21 protein-coding genes are annotated in these 22958 nt (G+C 66.8%); 10 read left to right on the top strand and 11 right to left on the bottom strand.

The features are described from left to right. Window positions 1-70: 70 nt before the first annotated feature. The gene (locus KGR00_RS20680) at window positions 71-952 is read left to right on the top strand and encodes a LysR substrate-binding domain-containing protein (RefSeq protein WP_224419140.1); all 882 of its coding nucleotides are present in this window, start codon (window positions 71-73) and stop codon (window positions 950-952) included. Window positions 953-976: 24 nt separating this feature from the next. Here the strand turns inward: KGR00_RS20680 and KGR00_RS22530 are convergent, their stop codons facing one another. After that, entirely contained in the window at window positions 977-2902 is a 1926-nt protein-coding gene (locus KGR00_RS22530) for an acyltransferase family protein (protein ID WP_224419139.1), read from the bottom strand. A 227-nt stretch (window positions 2903-3129) separates the two neighbouring features. After that, the gene (locus KGR00_RS20670; protein WP_224419138.1) at window positions 3130-4074 is read right to left on the bottom strand and encodes an OBAP family protein; all 945 of its coding nucleotides are present in this window, start codon (window positions 4072-4074) and stop codon (window positions 3130-3132) included. A gap of 228 nt (window positions 4075-4302) precedes the next feature. Here KGR00_RS20670 and KGR00_RS20665 point away from each other — a divergent pair, with 228 nt between their 5' ends. Next, window positions 4303-4938 carry a LysE family translocator gene (locus KGR00_RS20665; protein WP_224419137.1) on the top strand — a complete coding sequence of 212 codons (636 nt, stop codon included), beginning with the start codon at window positions 4303-4305 and terminating at the stop codon, window positions 4936-4938. Window positions 4939-5005: 67 nt separating this feature from the next. Further along, window positions 5006-5473: a YbaK/EbsC family protein gene (locus KGR00_RS20660; protein ID WP_129139338.1), complete on the top strand. Its 468-nt coding sequence runs from the start codon at window positions 5006-5008 to the stop codon at window positions 5471-5473. Window positions 5474-5492: 19 nt separating this feature from the next. Here KGR00_RS20660 and KGR00_RS20655 read toward each other — a convergent pair whose 3' ends face one another. The 4 genes from KGR00_RS20655 to KGR00_RS20640 form a co-directional block, all read right to left on the bottom strand. Beyond that, window positions 5493-6098: a LysE family transporter gene (locus KGR00_RS20655; protein ID WP_129139337.1), complete on the bottom strand. Its 606-nt coding sequence runs from the start codon at window positions 6096-6098 to the stop codon at window positions 5493-5495. A gap of 15 nt (window positions 6099-6113) precedes the next feature. Continuing rightward, a complete protein-coding gene (locus tag KGR00_RS20650; RefSeq protein ID WP_224419136.1) occupies window positions 6114-6947 on the bottom strand; it encodes an AraC family transcriptional regulator in 834 nt (277 codons plus the stop codon). Window positions 6948-7093: 146 nt separating this feature from the next. Continuing rightward, the gene (locus KGR00_RS20645) at window positions 7094-7705 is read right to left on the bottom strand and encodes a cyclodeaminase/cyclohydrolase family protein (protein WP_224419135.1); all 612 of its coding nucleotides are present in this window, start codon (window positions 7703-7705) and stop codon (window positions 7094-7096) included. Further along, window positions 7702-8706: a ribonuclease Z gene (locus KGR00_RS20640; RefSeq protein WP_224419134.1), complete on the bottom strand. Its 1005-nt coding sequence runs from the start codon at window positions 8704-8706 to the stop codon at window positions 7702-7704. The genes KGR00_RS20645 and KGR00_RS20640 overlap by 4 nt, the downstream gene beginning before the upstream one ends. Before the next feature lie 133 nt (window positions 8707-8839). Between KGR00_RS20640 and dauA the strand changes: the two genes are divergently transcribed. From dauA to KGR00_RS20625, 3 genes are all read left to right on the top strand, one after another. Next, window positions 8840-10615 (top strand): C4-dicarboxylic acid transporter DauA, encoded by a 1776-nt coding sequence (dauA, locus tag KGR00_RS20635; RefSeq protein ID WP_224419133.1) that lies wholly within the window; start codon window positions 8840-8842, stop codon window positions 10613-10615. Window positions 10616-10766: 151 nt separating this feature from the next. Further along, window positions 10767-12848: a methyl-accepting chemotaxis protein gene (locus KGR00_RS20630; RefSeq protein WP_224419132.1), complete on the top strand. Its 2082-nt coding sequence runs from the start codon at window positions 10767-10769 to the stop codon at window positions 12846-12848. A 146-nt stretch (window positions 12849-12994) separates the two neighbouring features. Further along, the gene (locus KGR00_RS20625) at window positions 12995-13933 is read left to right on the top strand and encodes a 2-dehydropantoate 2-reductase (protein WP_224419131.1); all 939 of its coding nucleotides are present in this window, start codon (window positions 12995-12997) and stop codon (window positions 13931-13933) included. Window positions 13934-13981: 48 nt separating this feature from the next. Here KGR00_RS20625 and KGR00_RS20620 read toward each other — a convergent pair whose 3' ends face one another. Further along, on the bottom strand, window positions 13982-15079 hold the full coding sequence (locus KGR00_RS20620; RefSeq protein ID WP_224419130.1) for a class I SAM-dependent methyltransferase: 1098 nt from the start codon (window positions 15077-15079) through the stop codon (window positions 13982-13984). A 107-nt stretch (window positions 15080-15186) separates the two neighbouring features. On the opposite strand from KGR00_RS20620, the gene KGR00_RS20615 reads away from it, so the two are divergent. Further along, entirely contained in the window at window positions 15187-16224 is a 1038-nt protein-coding gene (locus tag KGR00_RS20615) for a helix-turn-helix domain-containing protein (RefSeq protein ID WP_224419129.1), read from the top strand. Window positions 16225-16234: 10 nt separating this feature from the next. Here the strand turns inward: KGR00_RS20615 and KGR00_RS20610 are convergent, their stop codons facing one another. The 3 genes from KGR00_RS20610 to KGR00_RS20600 all read right to left on the bottom strand — a co-directional run bounded on the left by KGR00_RS20610 (window position 16235) and on the right by KGR00_RS20600 (window position 18830). Beyond that, on the bottom strand, window positions 16235-16948 hold the full coding sequence (locus tag KGR00_RS20610) for a DUF3581 family protein (RefSeq protein ID WP_129139328.1): 714 nt from the start codon (window positions 16946-16948) through the stop codon (window positions 16235-16237). 192 nt (window positions 16949-17140) lie between these two features. Then, window positions 17141-17863, bottom strand: coding sequence for a glutathione S-transferase (locus KGR00_RS20605; protein ID WP_224419128.1), 723 nt, complete (start codon window positions 17861-17863; stop codon window positions 17141-17143). Between the two features lie 142 nt (window positions 17864-18005). After that, complete coding sequence (locus KGR00_RS20600; protein ID WP_224419127.1) at window positions 18006-18830, bottom strand: SHOCT domain-containing protein; 825 nt, start codon at window positions 18828-18830, stop codon at window positions 18006-18008. 205 nt (window positions 18831-19035) lie between these two features. Between KGR00_RS20600 and KGR00_RS20595 the strand changes: the two genes are divergently transcribed. Further along, on the top strand, window positions 19036-19569 hold the full coding sequence (locus KGR00_RS20595) for an Hsp20/alpha crystallin family protein (RefSeq protein WP_224419126.1): 534 nt from the start codon (window positions 19036-19038) through the stop codon (window positions 19567-19569). 75 nt (window positions 19570-19644) lie between these two features. Here the strand turns inward: KGR00_RS20595 and KGR00_RS20590 are convergent, their stop codons facing one another. After that, window positions 19645-20676, bottom strand: a complete 1032-nt coding sequence (locus KGR00_RS20590; RefSeq protein WP_224419125.1) for an alcohol dehydrogenase catalytic domain-containing protein — start codon at window positions 20674-20676, stop codon at window positions 19645-19647. 510 nt (window positions 20677-21186) lie between these two features. On the opposite strand from KGR00_RS20590, the gene KGR00_RS20585 reads away from it, so the two are divergent. Together KGR00_RS20585 and KGR00_RS20580 are read left to right on the top strand one after the other, a co-directional pair. Next, window positions 21187-21765 (top strand): substrate-binding domain-containing protein, encoded by a 579-nt coding sequence (locus tag KGR00_RS20585; protein WP_224419124.1) that lies wholly within the window; start codon window positions 21187-21189, stop codon window positions 21763-21765. Next, window positions 21743-22933, top strand: a complete 1191-nt coding sequence (locus KGR00_RS20580) for a hypothetical protein (RefSeq protein ID WP_224419123.1) — start codon at window positions 21743-21745, stop codon at window positions 22931-22933. The genes KGR00_RS20585 and KGR00_RS20580 overlap by 23 nt, the downstream gene beginning before the upstream one ends. Window positions 22934-22958: the final 25 nt, after the last annotated feature.

The raw sequence follows: 22958 nt of genomic DNA, 5'->3' as shown, positions 1-22958 counted from the left end.
CCCCAGCAAAGCACGTACCTGGGCGTGGACCTAACGATTTATCGGCACATCATTTGTCAGGAAAAATCACATGGCACGACGCCTGCCACCGCTCAACGCCCTGCGCGCCTTCGAGGCGGTCGGCCGCCTGGGGCGCATGACCGAAGCGGCCGAGGAGTTGCATGTCACCCACGGCGCGATCAGCCGTCAGGTCAAGCGCCTCGAGGCGTACCTGGGCGTGACGCTGCTCGAGGGGCCCCGTCAGGCACAGCGTCCGACCGCGGCGGGCCGCGAACTGCTGGAGGGTCTGACGGCCGGCTTCGACCGGCTCGACACCGCGGTACAGGGCGTGACCGACGCCGTCGAAGGCACGCTGGACGTCTACTGCCTGGGCAGCCTCATGCTGCGCTGGTTGATCCCGCGCCTGCACCGCTTCCAGCACGCTCATCCGGGGCTCGAGCCCCGCCTGAGTGCCTCCGCGGGTCCGCTGAATCTGGAGCAATCACGCTTCGATGTGGCGATCCATGTCGACGGCGAGTGGACACACGGCCTGGAGACGACGCCGCTGTTCGCCGAGAGGGTGGGGCCGGTGATGGCGCCGCCATCGGACCCGGAGTCACGCCCGAGACTGGACGGACGAACGCTGCTGCACACACGCACCCGTCCCGACGCCTGGCGCGACTGGGCATCGGCCACGGGCATCGAGGTGCCCCAGGCGCGCGGGCCGCACTTCGAGCACTTCTATTTCATGCTCGAGGCGGCCGTCGCCGGTCTCGGCGTGGCCATCGCCCCCTGGGTGCTGGTCGCCGACGACATCCGCGCCGGACGCCTGGTGGCGCCCTGGGGCTTCATTCCCAGCGGGATCGATTACGTCGTGCTGCGCGCGCCGCAAGCCCCGCGCAAGACGGCACTGTTCCGCGACTGGCTGTGCGCGGAGGCCGCCCGCTTCATGCACGAGTCACCGCCGCCCTGAGCGCCACCCCCGGTCAGGGCGTCGTTATTGCGAGCGGGGCCACGTACCGAGCGCGACCCGTGCCGCCACGATCCGGCGGAAGACGGGAGCCATCAACCGGGCACCGCTGGCACTCAGGTGGCTGGCGTCGGCGAAGAACATGCCGGTCTTGTCACCGTAGTAACAATACCCCCCGCGACACAGCCGGTCGTGAGCGGTCACGAAGTGCGTTCCCAGACTCGCGGAAAGAAATGTCAGCATCTCGCCAAATTCCGTGTCAAAGACACCACGGGGCACCTTCAGCGCCTCCATCACCGCATCCACGCCGGCACCGCGCAGCATCAGCTCACGACTCAGCGACGAGGAAAGATCGCGTCCCGGGATCTTTATCGGCCCGACCAGGAAGACTTCCTTGCCGGCGCTTTCGACCTTGTCCATCAAACCCAGAACCGATCTCGCCAGAAGCATCCGGGAGCGGTCTTCACGTATTCTCCCCTGCTCATCGACCAGCGAATCAGAGTACCAGGTCATCGCGAATATCACGGTCTTGATGCGATCGTCCTTGATATATTCCGCATAATTCATCCTGGCCAACTCGAGACACTTTCGGGAGACATTGACATCGATCGTCGGCAAGCAGCTGTTCAAGGGAATGAGAATTCCCTTTTCCCGCTGACCTTTCAAGACGTCTTCCAGGGCAGGCACATACATTTGCGCATGAGAATTGCCGATCAAGGCGATGTCATAGTCGCTCCGTTCGTCCTTGTTGACAAAACAGGCACGCGCATTGCCGTAGGCAAAGTAATCCGTTATCGGGCACCGGTAATTGGTCTGAGTGGCACTGGCCAGCGTATTGACCAATCGCGAATGCCGTGTCTTGAAGCCCTGCGAGGCCACCGAACCGCTCACGAACACGATCATCAGCAGCATACTGGAAATCACGGCGGTACTGACATTCCTGGGGCTACGCCGCCATCGGTAAGGTGCCTCCACCAACGTGTAACTCGCACTGGCCAGAATCAGGGTGACCACCATACCCAGTAAAAGGGTCGACAGTGGCGGCGGTTCAATGGCGACATATTTCATGAACACGAGGACCGGCCAGTGCCATAGATATAGCGAGAAAGAGATGAGTCCGATCCTTCTCACCAGAGGGTGCGTCAGGCACTGCATGGGAAGCGAAGACGCATGATGGGGCCTCGACAAGAAAACCCCCAAGCCCAACGTCACGGTCGTGGCCATCGGCAGTACCGGGACGGCGAATAGCAACCCGGCCATGACCGCGAGTAGCGACGCATAGGTGACGTAGACGTTCCGGTCGGTTTTGCGGGCCTTGAAGGCAAAAGCCGCCAGGGTCCCCACCCCGAACTGCCACACCCGGGTCGGCAGCAGAAAGAAGGCCGGGTTCTCGCCACCGATCGCCGCCAGGAAGACATTGAGCAGGAAAGACAGCAGAACGATCAGTAAAACACAGATGACCGCATACCTGAGCGTCTTCAATTTGGAGACAATCAAGACGAAGATGGCCGGGAACAGCAGATAGAACTGCTCCTCGACACCCAGGGACCACATGTGCAACAGCGGCTTCAGTTCATCCGCATCGCCGAAATACCCCCCCGTCCTCCAGAAGAATATATTGGCAGTGAACGTCAGGGTCGCGATGAGACTCTGCGAATATCTCACCAGATCGGGCGGCGTCAAGATAAAGAAGGCAAAGAAGGAGGTGACCAGCAGGAGTACCAGGGTCGCCGGCAGGATTCGTCTCGCCCTTCGCCAGTAGAAGGTCTTGAAGGAAAAACTCGCTTTCTCCACCTCTTCGAGAATGTAGGTCGAGATCAGAAACCCGGAAATGACGAAGAACAGATCGACGCCGAGATAGCCCAGGGGAAGCAGGGCCGGAAAGAAATGAAAGACGAGAACGGTCGATACCGCAATGGCCCGCAAGCCATCGATTTCATCACGGTGCTGCACGGCAGCATCACCCTAAATTTAATTAATTTTTGGTAGTGATTTTGCTCGCATCTCCTCCCCGAGCCACTGGATCATAGTCCGCACTCATGACCTTTTCTCAAACTTATTGGCCGTATGGACGATAATCCTATTGGTAACAAAAAGTAACCGTCAGGTTGTTGGCAATTACGTTCAGTCCGCCTCATGCCGAGGCGATTACCCGTGAAAGCAGACGCGGTATCGACGCATTAAGGACAGTAGATTCCCGGCACGGCAGGTTTCCCACCGTGCCGGGATGACGGCGGTAGACTCATCGTCGTCGCTGGCGCATCAAGCCACTCATGCCCGATGCCGGGCAAAACCCGGCAGGCCTCGTGCGTCGTCTTCCATTCGCCCGCGGGGGGGCATCGTTTGAAGGGCCGCTCCTCCAGGGTGGTCTGCACGATGCGCCCGCTCTCCCAGCTATTGGCGCCGGGCGCCACCACCGGCGTGGCGATGTCACCGCGATGCCGACGACGCTCGGCGGTCGAGATCCCCAGCCGCCGATCGCGGGCCGCGACCAGATCCGGGTCGGCCTGGCCGTCGTCGGTGAAGCCCATCATCAGTTGCGGCACACCGTAGGGGAAGTCGTCGCGATCGTACTGCCAGGTGTGAAAGGTCTTGCCGTAGGTGGTAACGAGATCCTCGAAGTAGGCATGCTCGGCCATCTCGGGAATGCCCGGCGCCACCAGCAGGCCCGACTTCACCTCGTAGTGGTGGCTGTGCCAGAGACGTTTTTCCGCTTCCGGCAGGGCGCGAAAGCGTGACTCGCTGATGATGTACTCGATACCGATCAACCGTGCATCGGGTTTGTTGGAATCGAAGATCACGCACTGGTGGAGATCCGGCTCGAGATGGATACAGAAGTGCGAGGCCTCGACCTGACGCCCCATCTCGTCGGCGTACATGTGGAAGCCGTTGAGGTAGGTGCTCATGGCCTCCAGCGGGATCTTGCGCTGCATGGTGCCGGAAGCCACGTCGAGCATGCGGTGCTTGAGCGGATGCCCCTTGCCCAGACGCGCCGTGGTGGACGCCTTGCGCCCCACCAGCACCCCGGCAGCCGCGGCCACCCCGGCCACCAGCCCCAGACCGAGGGCGCCGGCCGCACCGATCCCCGAGCAATGCGCGCAATTCCTGTCGTGACGATGTGACATGACTGGCTCCTTGTCGTCGCTGACGATCGTCCCTGTGAGACATTTTCGTGACGGCAGTGCTGCCGCTCCCCCCAGCGTAGCCACTCACGCGGATCCTGCCCGGCCACACCGGGCTTGTCGGCGGATGACGGTGTGGTCATGGCTGGGCGGACTGGGAGGACGACGGCATACTACGAGAGACCCATCCACTACGCTGGCGGCCCTGACGCCCGAAGTCCCGGAGATCCCATGTCCCTGTCCGTCTGGTTGCTTTACATCACCTTCGCCGCCGCGGCCACGCTGAGCCCCGGTCCCGCGGCGCTCGTCGCCCTGCGCAACGGATTGAGCGGCGGCACGTGGCGGGTCGCGGCGTCGTCGCTGGGCAACATCACCGGCATCGCCTGCGTGGCGGGGCTGGCGACCCTGGGGCTGGGCGCGGTACTGCACACCTCGGAATGGCTGTTCACGCTGCTAAAGACCTGCGGCGCCCTTTACCTGATCTATCTGGGCATCCGCCAGTGGCGCTCCTCGTCGTCGCTGCTGGCCGCGCTGTCCGCGACACGGGCGCCGGCCGGCTGGTCACCGTTGAAGACCTTCGGCGAGGGCTACCTGGTGGCGATCAGCAACCCCAAGGCGATTCTGTTCTTCTCGGCGCTTTTCCCCCAGTTCATCGCCGCGAGCCGGCCGCTTCTGCCCCAGTTCCTGATCCTGATCGCGACGATCATGACGATGTCGTTCCTGGCCCTGATGGGTTACGGCCTGCTGGCCGGCCGCCTGGCGCACCGACTGCGCTCGCCGCGGTGGGCCAGACGTTTCCAGCGTACCCTCGGCGGGCTGTTCATCGGGCTGGGCGTATCGCTGTTCCGGATACGACTGCCGGCCTGACGGGTGGCGCGAGGCCCGACTTTCGGTTATGCCTGGGGGTTCATTCATTGCCCCCGGAGCCCGACTCATGAGCCTCGACACCGTTCGCACCTTCCTTGCCGAGCGCGCCCCCGATCTCGACGTCATCGAGCTGGAAACCAGCACCGCGACGGTGGCGCTGGCCGCCGAGGCTCATGGCGTCGAGCCGGGGCAGATCGCCAAGACGCTGGCCTTTCGCGTCGGCGAGCGGCGGGTCCTGGTGGTGGCGAGCGGCGAGGCGCGCATCGACAACCGCAAGATGCGCGAGACCTTCGAGGCCAAGGCCAAGATGCTCGACGCCGAGACGGTGCTGGCGCTCACCGGCCATCCGGTGGGTGGCGTCTGCCCGTTTGGCCTGGCGACCCCGCTGCCGGTGTACTGCGACGCATCGCTGCGCGCCTATGCCGAGGTACTGCCCGCCGCCGGAGCCACCCACAGCGCCGTGCGTCTGACGCCCGAGCGGCTGGCCGACCTGGTAGACGCCGAGTGGGTGGATGTCTGCAAGCTGCCGGCCTGAATGCCCGTCCCGAAACCGGTCACGCCGCGAGCGGCCGATAGACGTGTTCGTAGCCGATCGAGATCGCCACGCCGGCGAGCAGGATCGCCATCGCCAGATTGAACCCCCGAAAGAGCCGTGGATCGGCGATGCGCCTTCCCAGCAGCGCGCCCACCAGCGCATAGCTCCCCGGTGCGCCCACCGCCAGCAGCGCCAGCCCCAGCGACCAGGCGATCAACGCGACGCCGTGGATGCCCGCCGCCGGGAACTGCAGCGTGGCGATCGGCAGGGTGGCGACCACGCCCTTGGGATTGAGCAGCTGCATCAGCAGGCCGTCGCGAAATCGCAGGGCCTGCGCGGCGGGCCGGTCGACATCGATCTCTACGCCGGCCCGGGCGAGCTTCGCCGCCAGATAGAGGATGTAAGCACAGCCCAGCGCGCCGACCACCGTCAGCAGTGCCCCCTCCACCCAGGCCGCGCCCACCAGGCCGAAGATCAGGAACAGGCCCAGCATCGCCGTGCCCACGCCCAGGCAGAAACCCAGCGAGGCACGGCCCTGGCCGTTGAGTCCGGCATTCAGGCCGAGCAGATTCACGGGCCCGGGGGTGTACATCACCCCCAGGGCATAGGCGAGGATTCCCAACATGTGACAGTGTCCCGTTCAGCGGCTGACGTGGCGTCGATACTGGTGCGGCGTCATGCCGTAGATGCGCTTGAAGCGCCGGTTGAAGTGGCTGAGGTCGGCGAAGCCGTAGCGCAGCGCGACGTCACCGAGATCCCCACCGGCGTCGAGTTCGCTGCGCGCGGCGTTGACGCGGCAGTTGAGCACGTACTGGTGCGGCGTGATGCCGAACTGCCGACGAAACAGCCGCAGGAAGTGATACTTCGACAGATTGGCGGCGCGGCTGATGTCATCCAGCGACAGGTCGTCACCGACGTGGGCGTGGATATACGCCTTGGCCCGGCCGAGCAGCGCATCACTGCGGCGCGTCCGGGCGTCGGGTTCCCAGCGCCCGGCGCGCTGTGCCAGACGGGTGGCGATCCGGTAGAGCGCCTGCTCCTGCTCGATGCGACTGCCCGTCTCCCTGGTGACTCGCCATGCCAGATCGAGAATGGCACGGCGCAGTGCCGCGTCCTGCATCAAGGTCTCGCCGATGCGGAACTCACCCGCCGCCTCGTGGCCCTGCGCACTGGCGAACAGTGGCGCAAGCCGCTGTGGGTGGACATAGACCATCACGTAGTCGAGCGTACCGCCGTCGCCGGCCTCGCCGTCGTGAATCTGATCCGGATTGAAGGCGATGACGTTGCCGGGCGGGCTACGGTGGTAGCTGCCGCTGCTGAAGAAATCCTGGCGCCCGCTGAGGGTGACGCCGAAGGCGTACTCCTCGTGGGCGTGACGGTCGTAGCTGAAATCGCGCATCGCCGCCTGCAGCACGGTGAGATCCGGCAGCAGCGGGCTCCTGGCGAAGCGAAAGCGACTCTCTGATTGCGACACCCTGCACCTCCCGGACGCCATCGTCGTCCCATCGCCGTCCTGTCACCGACCACGCTATCACCGGTGGGATGCCGGGACTTGGACATTATTGCGCTGTTGCGCGCGAACGGCGATCCCGGCGCCGCAACCGACGTAAGCCGGCGGGTTCAGCGCAGCAGGTCGTCGCGGCAGCGATCGGCCGCCTCCTGCAGGGCATCCCGCGAGCGGGCCAGGGCCTCGCGCTCGTCGGCATCGTCGAGACTCGCCAGATTGGCCTCGACACCGAGCAGCAAGGCGCTCAGCCCCGAGTGCAGCATCAGTGCGCCGGCGCGGGTATCGCTCTGCAGATTGTCGGCGGTGAGCGCCAGGGCCTCGACGCTCAGCACCAGTCCCTCGTGACAGACCCGCGCGGCCCCCAGCGGCACGTCATTGGCCCGCTCGGCGGCGCGGGCGATGGCGTGCTCACGGCGCTCGCGCTGCGCGTCGTCAGCGTGGGGCAGCTTGACGGCGGCCAGGTAGGCCTCGAACGCCTCGACATCCTCGTCAGCGTAGTCGCCGAGCTGGGCCAAGAGCGCGTCGGCGCGCTCGATCGCCTGGTACATCGCCTCCGGCGCGTCGTCGTGCTTGTCCCGGGTGATGCGCAGTCCCTTGAGCACCAGCGCCATGCCGAGCCCCGCCGAGGCCGCCGCGGCGGCGCCGCAGCCCGGCGTGGAGCGCGATTCGATGGCATCGCGAAAGCCGGCGAGGGTCATCTCCCAGAGGCTGGTCGAGGCGGTCATGGCGTTTCTCCTTCATGCAACGGTCCTTCGTTCTCTCCATCGGGCGCTTCGATGCTGCCCTCGCGGTTAACGCCGTACGTGGCCCGATCGCGGGCCAGGAACAGGGCGCCGCTGAAATGGGCTCGGGCTTCGTGCTCGATGTCGGCGATCGAGGGCGAGGCATCGCGGCGCGTTGCATAACGCGGGCTGAAGTGGGTCAGGATCAGGCTCGGCAGACCCTCGGACGCGGCGAACTTCGCCACCCGCGCCGCCGTGCTGTGGCCGTTGTCGGTGCCCAGCCGCGCGACGACCGGTTCGGTGTAGGTGGCCTCGTGGACCAGCACGTTGGCGCCCTCGCACAGCCGGCCGAGACGCGCCGGGGTGTCGTTGTCGCCGGCGATCACCGCCTTGCGCGCGCGTCGCGTGGCGCGCCGGACAGCGTCGCTCGCGATCCGGGTGCCATCAGCGAGGAACGCGTCCTCGCCGCGCTGCAGCCGCCCCCAGGCCGGACCCGGCGGCAGCCCCAGCGCGAGCAGTCGGTCGCGGTCGAGTTGACGCTCGACGTGCCGCTCGGTGAAGGCATAGGCGTAGGAGGCCACGCCGTGGGAGAGCGCGGCGCTCTCGACCCGGTAGTCGGCCAACTCGAGGGGACCCTGCGCCGGCTCCACGGCGATGAAATCCAGCGCAAAGCTCAGATGCAGCCCGGCGGTGGCCTGCACGGCGTCGAGGAAGTCGCGGATCGCCGGCGGGCCGACCACGCTCAGCGGGCGTTCGCGGCCAGCCAGCGAGGCGCTGGCCAGCAGCCCCGGCAGGCCATAGCAGTGATCGCCGTGGACGTGGGTGATCAGGATCGTCTCGAGATTGGGCAGGGTCAGCGACGTGCGCATCAGGCGATGCTGGGTCGCCTCGCCGCAATCGATCAGGTACCAGCGCTTGCCCGTCTCGGGCTGCAGGGCCACGGCGGAGACGTTGCGCGAACGGGTCGGTACGCCGGCGGAGGTACCCAGGAAATGGAGACGCATACGGACTCGCCTGTGGGGAACGTGGAAGACCATTGTGGGTCAAGCGGGCGTATCGGTAAAAATGCCCCAGCGCGTCCCTGTCCCGCCTTGGTAACATCGATGCTTTCCCGATTCGATAGAGGAAGACACGACGATGAGCGACGGCGAGCGACGCTGGACAGGGCCGCGCCTGGCCACGGGACTGCGCGAGGCATGGCGGGAGGGATATGGCGTGCGCGATTTGCGCAGCGATCTGCTCGCGGGGCTGACCATCGGTATCGTCGCCGTCCCGCTGTCCATGGCGCTGGCCATCGCCACCGGGGTGGCGCCGCAGCACGGTCTGTACACGGCGATCGTCGCCGGGATCGTGATCGCCCTGACGGGGGGCGCCCGCTTCAATGTCTCGGGGCCGACCGCCGCCTTCGTGGTGATCCTCTTTCCCATCGTGCAGCAGTACGGCCTCGGCGGGCTGCTGCTCGCCTCGCTGATGGCCGGCCTCATCCTGGTCGGACTGGGAGCGGCGCGGCTCGGCGCGCTGATCCAGTTCGTGCCCTACCCGGTGGTGCTGGGTTTCACCGCCGGCATCGCGGTGGTCATCGCCACCCTGCAGATTCCCGACTTCCTGGGGCTGACGGTCGAGCTGGGCGACAGCTACATCGCCAACCTGGGCCACATCGTCGCCGCGCTGCCCTCCGTGCAGCCCCAGGAACTGTCCGTCGGGGTGCTCACCCTGGCGGTGCTGCTCGTCTGGCCGCGCCTGAAGACGCCGGTACCGGCGCCGCTGGCCGGGCTGGTGGCGGGCGCCCTGGCGGCCTTGGTGATCGATCACTGGCTACCCGGCCAGGTCGCCACCATCGACTCGCGCTTTCACTGGTCGCTGGATGGCACGAGCGGCCAGGGCATTCCGCCGATCGCGCCCCGGTTCGACCTGCCCTGGAATGCCCCCGGGCCTGACGGCCAGCCGCTCGGCCTGAGCTTCGAGCTGTTGCGCCAACTGCTCGGGCCGGCCTTCGCCATCGCCATGCTGGCAGCCATCGAATCGCTGCTCTGCGCGGTCGTCGCCGACGGCATGACCCGCGGCCGCCACGACCCCAACGCCGAGCTGATCGGCCAGGGGCTGGGCAACCTGTGCGCCCCCTTCTTCGGCGGCATCACCGCAACCGGCGCACTGGCGCGAACCGCCACCAACATTCGCAGCGGCGCCCGCTCGCCGCTGTCGGCGGTGGTCCACTCGCTGGTGGTGCTGCTGGCGGTGATCGGCCTGGCCGGCCTGCTCGGCCGCGTGCCCATGGCATCGCTGGCCGCCCTGCTGTTCATCATCGCCTGGAACATGAGCGAGGCTCACCTGTTCCTGCGCACCCTGCGCACCGCGCCGGCCGGCGATATCGCGATCCTGGCACTGTGCTTCGTGCTCACCGTGGTGTTCGACATGGTGCTGGCAGTGGGCGTGGGCATCGGCATGGCGGCGGCGCTTTTCATCCACCGCATGAGCGCCCTGTCACGAACCGCGCGCCTGGATAGCGACCGGCAACCGCAGCTCGGCGACCTGCCGTCCAGCGTGGCAGCCTATTCGATCGCCGGTCCGATGTTCTTCGGCGTCGCCGACAAGGCACTGGCGGCGCTGCATATCACCGACCCGCAGGTGCGAATCGTGTTGATCGACATGCGTCAGGTCCCGAGTATCGACGGCACGGCACTGGTCGCGCTGCGCAGCCTGGTCGACGAGATGCGCCGCCGCGAGGTGGGCCTGATCTTCGTCGGCCTGACACCGCGCCAGATCGTCAAGCTCAAGCGTACCGGCATCCACAGCGTGCGCCGCCGTTTGAATCATTGCGCCGATTTCGACCGCGCCCGGCGCCTTGCCCACCGTTGGTTGAATGACGCTGGCGAGGCGCCGACGGCATCTGGCCCAAGAGCCCGAATCAGCTGACAGTTTTGTAAGAAAACGTCAGCAAAGCCTTTAAAACATTATTTAACTCTAATCAAGAGTCTGTAAATACTACGAAAATCAGCGATCATCCCTAAAGTCACGCCCCTTACAGTCGATAAACTTTGTATCACTGTGTAACGGAGCAATGACAATGAAGAACAAAACGGGGATGCGACGCCTGGGTATCGTCAGCCGGGTATCCATTCTGGTGGCAGCGATTCTGGTCGTCGGTTTCGTCGCCCTGAGCTGGGCACTGACCTGGGCCGCCGAACGCCAGGTGGCCGCCGAGATGACCGAGCGCGTCACCCAGCAGCAGGCCCAGGTCGGCGCCCGCCTGACCCTGTTCGACCAGACACTGCATCACGAGATCTCGCGACTGCTGAACCTGTTCGAGGGCGAATTCGACGCCGCCTACGCGCTGGCGCCTGACGAGCGCATCGAGGTCGCCGGCCGGCAGACGCCGGCGCTGCGCAACGGCGCTCGCGTGCTCAACGGCGACTACGGCCCGCTGGATGAGTTCACCCGGGCGGCCCAGGCACCGGTGACGATCTTCGCCCGCGACGGCGACGACTTCGTCCGCGTTACCACCTCGCTCGAGACATCCGACGGCTCGCGCGCCGTCGGCACCCTCCTCGACCGCAACAGCGCCAGCTACGGTCGCCTGATCGCCGACGAACCCTACACCGGTCTCGCCGACCTGTTCGGCACCCGTTACATCACCCAATATCGGCCGATCGAGAACGCCGACGGGAAAGTCATCGGCGCCACCTTCATCGGCATCGACATCACCCGGCAGTCGGCACTGCTCGAACAGCAGATCCGCGACATCCGCTTCGACGGGAGCGGCTTCGTCATGCTGGTCGACAACCGCGAGGGGCATCGCGGCCAGGTGATCGCCGGCGGCCCCTTCGAGGGACGGAACCTCGACGAGGTCCTCACGCCGCAGGGCCAACCCGCCTATGCCGAGCTATTCGAGGGCGACAGCGGTCGCTTCGACACGGCGATCGCCGCCGACGACGGACGCCCGCGGACGGTCTATTTCACCGCCCACCCCGAACGCCAGTGGACCATCGTCAGCACGGTCTTCGACGACGAGGTCTTCGCCGCCATCGACACCCTGCGCAACTACGCGATCGTCGGCGCGCTGCTGGTCGCTCTGGCCCTCGGCCTGTTGCTCTATCGGCTGCAGCGGCGGATGATCAGCCGCCCCCTGGATGCCCTGGGCGGGCTGGCCGAGGATCTGGCCAAGGGCGACCTGTCGCGGCGCATCGCGGTCCGGCGCGACGATGAGATCGGCCGCCTGACCACCGCCATGAACGGCATCGGCGACGGCCTGGCGCGCATCGTAGGCGACGTGCGTCGCAGCACGCAGAGCGTCTATCACACCGCCGGCGAGATCGCCCAGAGCAGCGAGGATCTCGCCTCGCGCAGCGACCAGTCGGCCAGCAACCTGCAGGAGACCTCGGCCTCGCTCGAGGAGATCACCAGCACGGTGGCCAACACCGCCGACGCCGCGCGTCAGGCCACGCAATTGGTCGGCGATACCCGTGACCTGGCCGGCCAGGGCAACGACGCCATGGCGCGGGCGCAATCGTCGATGAATGACATCAATGCCTCGGCGGAGAAGATCGGCGACATCATCACCCTGATCGACTCGATCGCCTTTCAGACCAACATCCTCGCGCTCAATGCCTCGGTGGAGGCGGCGCGTGCCGGCGAGCACGGCCGTGGCTTCGCCGTGGTCGCCCAGGAGGTGCGCACCCTGGCCACCCGCTCCAGCGATGCCGCCAGCGAGATTCGCGGTCTGATCGATACGTCACTCACCCATACCCGGGCCGGTGCCGAACAGGTCGAGCGCGCCGCGCGCACGGTGTCATCGATTCTCGACGGGGTCGAGCGCGTCAACGACGTCATCGGTGAAATCAGCAGCGGCGCCAGCGAACAGAGCGACGGCATCGGCCAGATCAACGTCGCGGTGACGGAACTCGACACCATGATCCAGCAGAACGCCGCCATGGTCACCGAGTCGAGCGCCGCCGCCGAAGAGATGCGCAGTCAGGCACGCCACCTGAGCGAATTGATGGAGCGCTTCCATCTGGGCGATTCGGCCCCCGCCCCGAGCCGGGCCGAGACGCCCCGGCCCGACGCCGCTGCCGAACTCCGCCGCCCGTCCCTGAACAAGCCGACGACGCAGGCCGCCGAGACGACGAAGGACGACTGGGAGGCGTTCTAGGCTCTCGATCGCGCCTCGAAGGAAGAACGATGCATAGGCCCGCCCCATGGCGGGCCTTTCCCTGCGACCGGGCCGACCGGATCGTGCGAGCGCGGCCCCGGGTTCCGTATACTGCCCCGATGACCCACACGACACGAGGAGTCAGCATGCGCTTTGCCATCTATGGAACCGGTGGCGTCGGCGGTTATTTCGGCGGCCGTCTGGCCGAGGCCGGCGAGGACGTGACCTTCATCGCCCGCGGCGAGCATCTGGCGGCCCTGCGCCGCGACGGCCTGCGGGTACGCAGTATCGCCGGCGACTTTCACCTGCCCACGGTCGCGGTAACGGATGACCCCGCCGAGGTCGGCGCGGTGGATGTCGTGCTGGTGGCCGTCAAGGCCTGGCAGGTGGCCGAGGCCATCGAGGCGATGCGCCCGCTGGTCGACGAGGGGACCCTGATCCTGCCGCTGGAGAACGGCGTCGAGGCCGCCCGCCAGGTCGCCGAGGCGTTCGGCCCCGAGCACGCGCTGGGCGGGCTGTGCGGCATTCTCGCCTGGCGTGGCGAACCCGGCGAGATCGTCCACGCCGGCGTCGACCCCTTCGTGCGCTTCGGGGAACTGAACAACCGTGCCAGCGAGCGCACACGACGCCTCAAGGCCGCGTTCGACGGCGCCCGAGGCATCGAGGCGGAAGTCCCCGACGACATCCACGTCGCGATCTGGAGCAAGTTCCTGTTCATCTGCGCGATGAGCGGCATCGGCGCGATCACCCGCGCGCCGATCGGCGTGACCCGCGGCCAGCCGGCGACCCGCGAACTGATCGAACGGATTCTCGATGAGATCGCCCGGGTGGGCCGAGCGCGGGGCGTGGCGCTGCCGGACGACGCCGTTCAGCGCGCGCTGCGCTTCATCGATCGTTTGCCCGAGTCGGGCACCGCCTCGATGCAGCGCGACATCATGGATGGCAAACCCTCGGAGCTGGCGTCCCAGAACGGCGCCGTGGTGCGCCTGGGCCGCGAGGCCGGTGTCGACACCCCGGTCAACGCCTGGATCCATGCCGCCCTGCTGCCCCAGGAGCGACGTGCCCGGGGAGAACTGGATTTCTGACCCGCCAAAACGCCGCGCCGGCAACCGGCCGGCGCGGCGTCAGCGAGGTCAATCGGCCCGACAGACGAAATAGTCATTCTGGATGTCGTGCTCGAGCTGGTGAACGCTCACCGTCGTGAACCCCGCCTCGGCAAACAGTGCCTGGGCGCGCTCGCGCCCCCACATCGTGCCCAGCCCCTCCCCGCCCTGGGCCAGCGAGACCGTCATGCAGTGGCTCACCGACACCGCATAGAGCAGCGTACCCAGCGGGTGCTCGCGGTCGAGATGATGATGGCTCGAGGCGTGGATGTCCTGAGCGAGATACACCCCGCCCGGGCGCAGGCTGCGACGGATGCCGCGCACCAGCGCCAGCGGCCGGGCCTGGTCGTGGATGCCATCGAAGGTGGTGACCAGGTCGAAGGCCGCCCGCTCAGCACTCGCGTCGAAGTCGGACAGGTCGCGCGCCGCGAAGCGAACGTTGGCGAGGCCGCTCTCGGCTACCCGCGCCTGCGCCCAGGCGATCGCCTCCGTCGACAGGTCGTAGCCGGTGAAACGACTGGCCGGGTAGCGCTCGGCCATCGCCAGCAGCGCCCGCCCTCGCCCGCAGGCACAGTCCAGCACGTCGATGCCCTGCTCGAGGCGCGCGGGCAGCTCCGGGGCGAGCGGCAGGATGGCGTCGAATAGCGCCGGGAGCACGGTCTGGGCGCTGTCGGCGGCCATCACCTCGTGAAAGCGTGGATAGCGCGAGTAGGGCACGCCTCCGCCTTCGCGAAAGCAGCGTACGACGTCATCCTCGACCGCGCCGAGCAGAGCGAAGAACTGCGCGTAGACGGCCAGGTTGGGGCCATCGGCATCGGTCAGCAGCGCGGCGTGGGCCGAGGGCAGCCGGTAGCGGCGGGTCGCGGGGTCGAGTTCGATGACGCCGCCGGCGACCATGCCGCCCAGCCATTCGCGCACATAGCGCGCATCGAGGCCGGCGCATTCGGCGATCTCGACGTCGGTGAGCGGCGGCTGGCCGGCGAGACGCTCGTAAAGACCGGTACGATAGCCGATCGACATCAGCAGCATCAGCCCGCCCTCGTTGAGGGCGTTGACCAGACGCGCCTCGAAGGCATCGGTCTCGGCATCGGGTCGATGGGTGTCGGCAGGGGCGAGAGCTTGGCACATGACGGGACTCCTCGGAAGGTAGACAAGCCGGAATCGGCCAGTCGACGCTATCCCGCGAAGTGAGCCTGTACTAACGTTGATTGGGACACAAACGCGCGGATCGTGCCATGTCATCCGACGCCCCGATCACGGTCGCCCTGCTGGCGCCCCCCGAGGCCACCGCCTCGACCCTCTACGGCCTCTACGACCTGTTCAGCTCGGCAGGACGCGACTGGACGCTGGTCACCGAGGGCCGCCCCGGGCGCAGCCTGTTCGCCCCGTTGATCGTCTCCACCGACGGTCGGGGCTTTCGTGCCGGCAACCGGGCCTGGATCCAGCCCGACATGGCGCTGGCCGACTGTCCATTGCCCCAGGCGGTGTGCCTACCCGACCTGATGGTCGCGCCCGACGAGCCGTTGACCGGCCGCTACCCCGCCGAGATCGCCTGGCTGTGCCGCTGCCATGCCGAGGGCGCGCTGCTGGCGGCAGCCTGCACCGGCGCCCTGCTGTTCGCCGAGGCCGGCCTGCTGGCCGGCGGCGAGGCGACCACCCACTGGGCCTACTGCGAAGCGCTGGCCACGAAATACCCCGATGTCCGCGTGCACGCCCATCGCTCGCTGGTCGCCAGCGGTCCCGGCGAGCGCCTGCTGATGGCCGGGGGCGGCACTTCCTGGCTGGACCTGGCACTGTTTCTGGTGGCGCGGCTGGCCGGCATCGAGGAGGCGATGCATCTGGCGCGCCTGTACCTGATCGACTGGCACCGCGAGGGCCAGCAACCCTATGCGGCGCTGACCCGGGCGCGCCAGATCGCGGATGGCGTGATCGCCGAATGCCAGGTGTGGGCGGCGCGCCATTACGACCACCGCTACCCGGTAGCCGGCATGATCCGCCTCAGTGGGCTCAGCGAGCGCTCGTTCAAGCGCCGTTTCAAGGCCGCCACCGGCATGACGCCGATCGCCTACGTGCACACCCTGCGCCTCGAGGAGGCCAAGCAGATGCTGGAGAGCGACGATGCCCCGATCGAGGCAATCGCCGAAAGCGTGGGTTACGAGGATGCCAGCTTCTTCCGCCGGCTGTTCGGCCGTCGGGTGGGGCTGACCCCGGGTCAGTACCGGCGCCGCTTCCGTTCGCTGCGGCTGGCCATCCAGCAAAAGGCGACCCCGTGAACGAAGGGCCTCACGACGAGGCGCCGGATGCCGACTTGCGCCGGTTGAAGGTCTCGACGAAGGCATCCATCACCGAGGCATCGTAGGGCTGGAGGCCGCTGACCACCAGCTTCTTGGCGCCGGTCCCCACCGGGGCCCCGTCGGCGAGCATGCGGAATGCCAGCCGCGCCTCGCCGCGCTTGCCCTGGCATTCGAAGGTGGCACCGTCGAAGGCGATCTCCAGCGCGGCATCGTCGATCCGCTCGAGCGCGAAGCCCATGCTGTCGTAGATCACCAGGGGGCGCTGGGGATTGAACATCACCCCATGCTCTTCCAGCAGCGGCTTGAGAAAATGCGGGAAATTGCGCCCCGAAAAGGCGATGTAGCGGCGGGTGAAGGCCTCGATCACGGCCGGATCGCGGGTGGTCTCGCCGCTGCGCTCGACATCCAGAAAGGCCTTGCCCGTCGCGTCGACGACGCTTAGCGCACCGCCGTCACGCTCCTCGACGGCCAGCGGTACGTCGTCGCCGACCATGCCGCGGAAATGGAAGGTCATGCGCTGCGACAGTCCGTGGCGCGCCAGCACCAGGGCGAAGAGCAGATCGCCGGGCACACAGAAGCGGCGGGCATCCGGGTCGTGAATGGGGTTGTAGTCGCCGGCCATCCGCTTGGCAAAGCGGCTCGCCTGCGTCGCGGTGATGCGGATCCAGCCATCCGCCACTGTATGGAAATCGTCGAGAAACATGCCAGTCCTGGTACCTTGAAAGCCGAACCGTCGGTGCGCCATCGAGCGGCCCGCGCGTTGGAATCGTTCAGCGAATGCCTCAATCGTGGCGTTCTACAGCATTGCGCTGCCGCTGACCAGAACGTGCGTGAAGGTGGCGTGCGTAAAAACGCCTCACCCAGGGCGCTAGCCGACGCCAGGGGCGCAGGGCGCTCAGGCCACGTCGAGCTCGGGGTAGTGGCGGAAGAGGCCGTTCTCGTTGAACGGCAGGCGGCGCTCGGAACTCAGATAGTCGGCGATGCGCTCGCGCCGGACGACGCGGCTTGTCAGCGCGGCCACGCCCGGGTAGCGCGGGGCCAGGCGCTCCATGGCACACGGGAAGGCATAGCGCAGCCCGCTGACCACCTGGAACAGCGACAGGTCGACGTAACTGTGTTCACCGCCGACCAGGCAGTCGCCGCTGTCGGGATTGAGCTCGATCACCCGCTCGAAGTAATCGAGAAACTTGGGTAGCCGCGCCTCGTGGAAGGCCTCGGCCCGCTGGCGCGCCACCCCCTTCTGGTCCTCGTAGTACTCGTCCGAACTGATCGGGTGGTGGACGTCGTGAATCTCGGCGACGAAGTCGGTCACGGTGAGCTGCAGGCCATGGGCCCACAGGCGCGTCGCCTCGTCCTCGGGCACCAGGCCCAGGCGTGGCCCCAGGAACTGCAGGATATTGGCGACGTGCGAGACGATCACCTCGCCTGCCTTGAGAAACGGCGGCGCAAACGGCGGACACGAGGTACTCTCGCCGTCGAGGTAGTCGGAGATCTCGGTGATGCCGGCATCCGAGGCATTGCCCACATCGATGTAATCGGCGCCGGCATCCTCGAGGGCCAGCCGGACGAATTCGCCGCGGCCCTGAATGGTCGGCCAGTAATAGAGTTCGTAGCGCATGGTCGTCTCCTCGATCGCTCGCTTCCCTGCGGGAACGACTAGCCAAGGTAGCAGAATGTGACCGGCCGCGGGCGAGATTCGCCCCGGCATCACGCCCGCCACCCGCACCGGCGGCAAGGTGCCCCGCCCATCGCGGCATGCGTCACAGCCGGGCGAGCAGTTCCGCCTTCTTGGCGGCGAATTCCGCCTCGGTGAGGATGCCCTTGGCCTTGAGGTCGCCGAGCCGCTCCAGGGCGGCGAAGACGTCGTCTCCGCCGACGGACGAGATGCCAGGCGAGGGGCTCGGGGACGGCGGCGGGGCCGGTTCGCTCGCCGGCGGGACCGCGGCGAGGCCCGCGTCGTCGGTCGAGACCAGAGTCAATCGGGTCACATCGACGCTGCCGTGCTGGCTGGTAAAGGTGATCGAGCCGCCGGCCCCCTGCTGCTGGGCGAAGCCGCCGATACGGTGATCGCCGGTGTCGTAGACCCGGACTCTACCGTTGCTGTGCACCGCCAGCCGCCTTGGCCCGGCGAAGTAGGCATAGCGCAGCTGATTCTGCGTGCCCCGGGCATCGGGCTCGCCGAGCGCCGCCGGCCACCAGCGATCGTCGGGGTCGGCCACGAACAGGCTCGAGGTGCCGGCCATGTCGCCCGTGTCCTGATACTGCCGGGCACCGCCGCTCTGGCGCTGCGACTGGAAACTGCCCGTATGGAGCAGCCCGGGCTGCGCGGCGAGCCGTTCGGCGACGTCGTGACAAAGCGCGTCCACCCGCCCTTTCAAGCCATGATTGAACATGTCGCCGAGCATCAGCATGCCGCCGCGCATCCATTGCCCGGAGCCGCCGAATTCGGGATGACTGAACTGGGCCATGCCGCCGTTGCCGTCACGAACCGCGAACAGCATGTGTATGACCGCTTCGCGGCTGAAGCCGTGACGCTGAGCGAGCTCGTCGACCGTCGCTTCGCCCTGGGATGAAAGTCGTGCCATGCAGGCGTCCTCCCTGATCGATACCGTCAGTCTAGCGGGTTTACATCGCGGGCCCCCGCTCATCTTGACGGCTTCGCCCAACGCGCTCTTGACGAGCGTCAATACGCGTTTACACGGGCCTCACTATCTTTCTATCCGTGGGTTTCACCGGTGGTCCCGGCGGGCCCAAGCGCCGGACCACATCCTCTTCATGGAGGGTTTTCCCATGGCCAAGAAACTCAGCGACATGAGCAACGTCAGCGAGATGAAGGACGCCACCCCCGGCGCGCCGGAATCACCCCCCGGACGGTCCGGCAATCAGGCGATGACACCGTTCGAGGAGTTCGACCGCTTGCTCGAGCATGTCTTCGATCGCGGCTGGATGCGTCCGCTGTTCAAGGAACGCCAGTTCTGGGACCGCTTCGACATGGCCGGGCCACGCCTGCCCCGGGTCGATCTGATCGATCGCGACGGCGAGTTCGTGCTGCGCGCCGAGATACCCGGTGTCGAACGCGACAATCTGGACGTCTCGATCGCCGATAACCGTGTCACCATCAAGGGCGAGCAAGCAACGACCAGCAAGGAGGAAAAGGGGGAATACTTCCGCAGCGAGATCTCGCGCGGGACCTTCGCCCGCACGCTGACGCTGCCCGGCGACGTCGATCCCGACAAGGCCAGCGCCTCGTTCCAGGACGGCGTGCTCGAACTCATCCTGCCCAAGCTCAAGGAAGCCCGTCGCCGGCGAATCGACATCCAGTGAGTGCCACCGAGGTCTGCCGCGCCGCCGTCCACCGCCGGCGCGGCCCTTTACGTCGGCATGCTGGCTTTTCCGTGGCTATTCCCTGATCTTTAGCACCTTGGCACCGCGCACCGAACGCGTCTTGAGTTCGATCAGCGCCCCGTTGGCCTCCTCCAGCGGGAAGGTCCGCACCGTGGGACGGATGTCGATCTCGGCGGCCAGCTCGAGAAACTCGACGATATCGCGGCGGGTGACGTTGGCCACCGACTGGATACGCTTCTCCAACCAGAGGTGTGACGGGTACTCCAGCGCCAGAAGAGCCGACTGATCGCGCCCCTCCTTGCGAATGGCATTGATCACCAGACGCCCGCCGGGGGCCAGATGACCCAGCGCCGCGACGATCGGCGTCCAGGCCGGCGTGGTGTCGATGATCGCCGCCGGAGGCTCGGGTGGGCGTTCATGAGTGTTGCCGGTCCAGCGCGCCCCGAGCTGGCGGGCGAACTCGCGCTCCGCGGCATTGCGCGCGAAGACGAAGACGGCTGAATCGGGATAGCGATGCCGCACCAGTTGCAGGACCAGGTGCGCGCTGCCGCCGAAGCCGGTCAGGCCCAGCGGCTCGCCGTTCTCCAGGGCCGCCAGACGCAGCGAGCGATAACCGATGGCCCCGGCGCACAGCAGGGGCGCCACCTGGGCGTCGTCGAGCGAGCCCGGAATCGGACAGGCGAAGCGCGCATCGACCACCATGCGTTCGGCATAGCCGCCATCGATGTCGCGCCCGGTGGCGACGAACTCGGGACACAGGTTCTCGCGGTCGCTGCGGCAGTAGTCGCACTCGCCGCAGGCCGAGGCGATCCAGCCGACCCCCACCCGTTCCCCCAGCCGCGCGTCGTTCACACCGCGGCCCACGCCGATGATCGTACCCACCACCTGGTGACCGGGAACGAGCGGCAGACGAGGCGGCGGCAGGCGCCCCTCGATCTCGTCGAGTTCGGTGTGGCAGACGCCGCAGACACCCACCTCGATGAGCACCTGGCCCGCGGCGGGTTGCGGCGCCTCGATCTCGCCGATGCGCAGCGGCGTGGCGCGCTGGGTCACGGGGGTCAACTGATGCAATTGCATGGCACGCATGGGGCACTCTCCGGTCGGTGACGCAGGCGATGATTCGAGTCTAGTCGGGGTGGTGGCGTCCGCCTTGATCGGTATCAGGTCGGCACGACCTGCCGGTGTCTCCGCCGTGTTCACTGCGGGAAGTGCTGTGAAAAAAATAACTTAGTGAAATTCATATTTGTGCCGAGCACGAGTAACATACCTGATCGCCGCCCGGTCGTGGCGAGGGTTGGCCACTCCGCCGGCGCTATCGAACAGGCGCGGGATACCAAATATTAATTAGAGACTTCGCGCTACAAGGCATCAGGCTTGCCCTCTGAGCCATCGCACGAGAAGGGTCGGCTTTTTTGCCAGGATGATGGATTCGATTGACACGCTAGTATTATGGTAAACGTCCCTCATGGGTCGTAACTCGGGGTCAAACAGACGAATGAAAACGCTCGTGCCAGCTGACGATTTCTTGCGGCTTCGCGGGAAAGTCTACCCGAAGTGCGCTAACGATTTGCCCGCGTCCTGGGCGTTTTCCACCTCATGATTTGGCGTCGACCCCAGCGGCGTAACGATGCCATCGCGTCCTCGATTCCATCGGGTACCTCGCGGATTTCCGGGTGCCCTGGCTCACGCCGCCGCCGATTCCATCCCGGCAACCTGGCGCCGCCCCCGTGGACGCGCCATCTGACCCGGCATTTCGTCGGCTGCACGGCGCTGCTGCTGCTGGCCTGCCAGGGTCCGGCCCAGGGGGCCGAGCACGATGTCGTGGTGATCGCCAACCAGGGAGTCGGCGCGCGCGTCATCTCCCACGACATGGCCCGCGCCATCTTTGCCATGCGCCTGCGCACCTGGCCCAACGGCCAGGCGATCAACGTCTTCGTGCTGCCCGACGACGACCCCGTGCACGAGCGCTTCGCGAAGAGGCTGCTCAACGTCTACCCCCACCAGTTGCGACTGGCCTGGGATCGGGTGGTCTTCTCCGGCACCGGCCAGGCCCCCCACCCGGTGGACGACGAACGGGAAATGCTCGAACGCGTGGCCTCGACACCGGGCGGTGTCGGCTATCTCGAGCGCGATCAACTGGAGGACAGTGTCCATGTCATATCGCTGGCGAATTGAGCGCCTGATCGCATGGTCGCTGTTCACCCTGGCGGGCTGCCTGCCCTGGCCGGTCGCCAAGGCCGACGCCATGGACACCCTGCAGGTTCACGGTTTTCTCAGTCAGGCCTGGCTGGTCAGCGACGACAACGACTTCTTCGGCCCGAGCAGCGAAAACGACGGCAGCTTCCAGTACACCGAGATCGGCCTCAACGTCTCGCTGCGCCCCCTGCGTGACGTCCTGGTGTCCGCCCAGGTGCTCAGCCGTCGCGCCGGTGACGACGATGCCAGCCCCAGGCTCGATCATGGCATCGTCGACTACCAGGCATTCTCCAACGCCCGGCGCAGGCTGGGTATCCAGCTCGGACGCTTCAAGAACCCGTTCGGCTTCTACAACCAGACCCGCGACGTCGCCTTCACGCGGCCGAGCATCCTGCTGCCGCAGTCGATCTATTTCGAGCGCACCCGCTCGCTGGCGCTGGCCGCCGACGGCGTCTCGGTCTACGACGAGGAATACCTCGCCGACGGCACGCTGCGCCTGCAGATCGGCATCGGCGACCCCCAGGCCGGCGACGATCTCGACGAGACCCTGGGACTCGGCGAGCAGGCCGGTTCCTTCGACGGCCGTACCTCCTACATCGGCCAGATCCTCTACGAGGATGGCGAAGGCCACTGGACCGCTGCCCTGAGTGCCGCCGACGTCACCGCCCGTTACCAGGACAGCGCGGGCCCCATCGGCGACGGCCGCTTCCACTTCCAGCCCTGGATCCTCTCGTGGCAATACAACCAGGAGCACTGGAGCCTGACCACGGAATTCGCCCTGCGTCGCATCGCGCTCGACGACTTCACCAACCCGCGTCTCAATGACGTCAGCCTCGGGCAAAGCTGGTACGTGCAGTACACACGGCGCTTCGCCGACGAATGGCAATGGCTGCTGCGTTACGACAGCCTGGCCAACGACCGCAACGATCGCGACGGTTCCCAGTATGAGGCGGACGGTCTGGGCCCGGCCTATTCCCGCTACGCCCGGGACGTGACCACCGGCCTGCAGTGGCGTATCCACCCGCGGGTGCTGCTGGCGGCGGAGTGGCACAACATCGAAGGCACGGGCTGGCTACCCGTCGCCGATGCCGAGGACACGGAAAAATACTGGAACCTGTTGCTGTTCCAGGCCTCGTTCCGATTTTGAACGCCATGACCCGAGTGCGGGTCGA

The organism is Modicisalibacter sp. MOD 31.J (assembly GCF_020147985.1).
Lineage (GTDB): Bacteria > Pseudomonadota > Gammaproteobacteria > Pseudomonadales > Halomonadaceae > Modicisalibacter > Modicisalibacter coralii.
This window is presented reverse-complemented; position numbering and strand designations above follow the sequence as displayed.

What these genes read in the sequence shown, in the direction of transcription:
- KGR00_RS20620 (WP_224419130.1), bottom strand. Translation starts at nt 15,079, where the DNA reads ATGTGCCAAGCTCTCGCCCCTGCCGACACCCATCGACCCGATGCCGAG.
- KGR00_RS20630 (WP_224419132.1), top strand. Translation starts at nt 10,767, where the DNA reads ATGAAGAACAAAACGGGGATGCGACGCCTGGGTATCGTCAGCCGGGTA.
- KGR00_RS20590 (WP_224419125.1), bottom strand. Translation starts at nt 20,676, where the DNA reads ATGCGTGCCATGCAATTGCATCAGTTGACCCCCGTGACCCAGCGCGCC.
- KGR00_RS20680 (WP_224419140.1), top strand. Translation starts at nt 71, where the DNA reads ATGGCACGACGCCTGCCACCGCTCAACGCCCTGCGCGCCTTCGAGGCG.
- KGR00_RS20580 (WP_224419123.1), top strand. Translation starts at nt 21,743, where the DNA reads ATGTCATATCGCTGGCGAATTGAGCGCCTGATCGCATGGTCGCTGTTC.
- KGR00_RS20655 (WP_129139337.1), bottom strand. Translation starts at nt 6,098, where the DNA reads ATGTTGGGAATCCTCGCCTATGCCCTGGGGGTGATGTACACCCCCGGG.
- KGR00_RS20600 (WP_224419127.1), bottom strand. Translation starts at nt 18,830, where the DNA reads ATGGCACGACTTTCATCCCAGGGCGAAGCGACGGTCGACGAGCTCGCT.
- KGR00_RS20660 (WP_129139338.1), top strand. Translation starts at nt 5,006, where the DNA reads ATGAGCCTCGACACCGTTCGCACCTTCCTTGCCGAGCGCGCCCCCGAT.
- KGR00_RS20625 (WP_224419131.1), top strand. Translation starts at nt 12,995, where the DNA reads ATGCGCTTTGCCATCTATGGAACCGGTGGCGTCGGCGGTTATTTCGGC.
- KGR00_RS20610 (WP_129139328.1), bottom strand. Translation starts at nt 16,948, where the DNA reads ATGTTTCTCGACGATTTCCATACAGTGGCGGATGGCTGGATCCGCATC.
- KGR00_RS20665 (WP_224419137.1), top strand. Translation starts at nt 4,303, where the DNA reads ATGTCCCTGTCCGTCTGGTTGCTTTACATCACCTTCGCCGCCGCGGCC.
- KGR00_RS20670 (WP_224419138.1), bottom strand. Translation starts at nt 4,074, where the DNA reads ATGTCACATCGTCACGACAGGAATTGCGCGCATTGCTCGGGGATCGGT.
- KGR00_RS20640 (WP_224419134.1), bottom strand. Translation starts at nt 8,706, where the DNA reads ATGCGTCTCCATTTCCTGGGTACCTCCGCCGGCGTACCGACCCGTTCG.
- KGR00_RS20585 (WP_224419124.1), top strand. Translation starts at nt 21,187, where the DNA reads ATGATTTGGCGTCGACCCCAGCGGCGTAACGATGCCATCGCGTCCTCG.
- KGR00_RS20595 (WP_224419126.1), top strand. Translation starts at nt 19,036, where the DNA reads ATGGCCAAGAAACTCAGCGACATGAGCAACGTCAGCGAGATGAAGGAC.
- KGR00_RS20645 (WP_224419135.1), bottom strand. Translation starts at nt 7,705, where the DNA reads ATGACCGCCTCGACCAGCCTCTGGGAGATGACCCTCGCCGGCTTTCGC.
- dauA (WP_224419133.1), top strand. Translation starts at nt 8,840, where the DNA reads ATGAGCGACGGCGAGCGACGCTGGACAGGGCCGCGCCTGGCCACGGGA.
- KGR00_RS20615 (WP_224419129.1), top strand. Translation starts at nt 15,187, where the DNA reads ATGTCATCCGACGCCCCGATCACGGTCGCCCTGCTGGCGCCCCCCGAG.
- KGR00_RS20605 (WP_224419128.1), bottom strand. Translation starts at nt 17,863, where the DNA reads ATGCGCTACGAACTCTATTACTGGCCGACCATTCAGGGCCGCGGCGAA.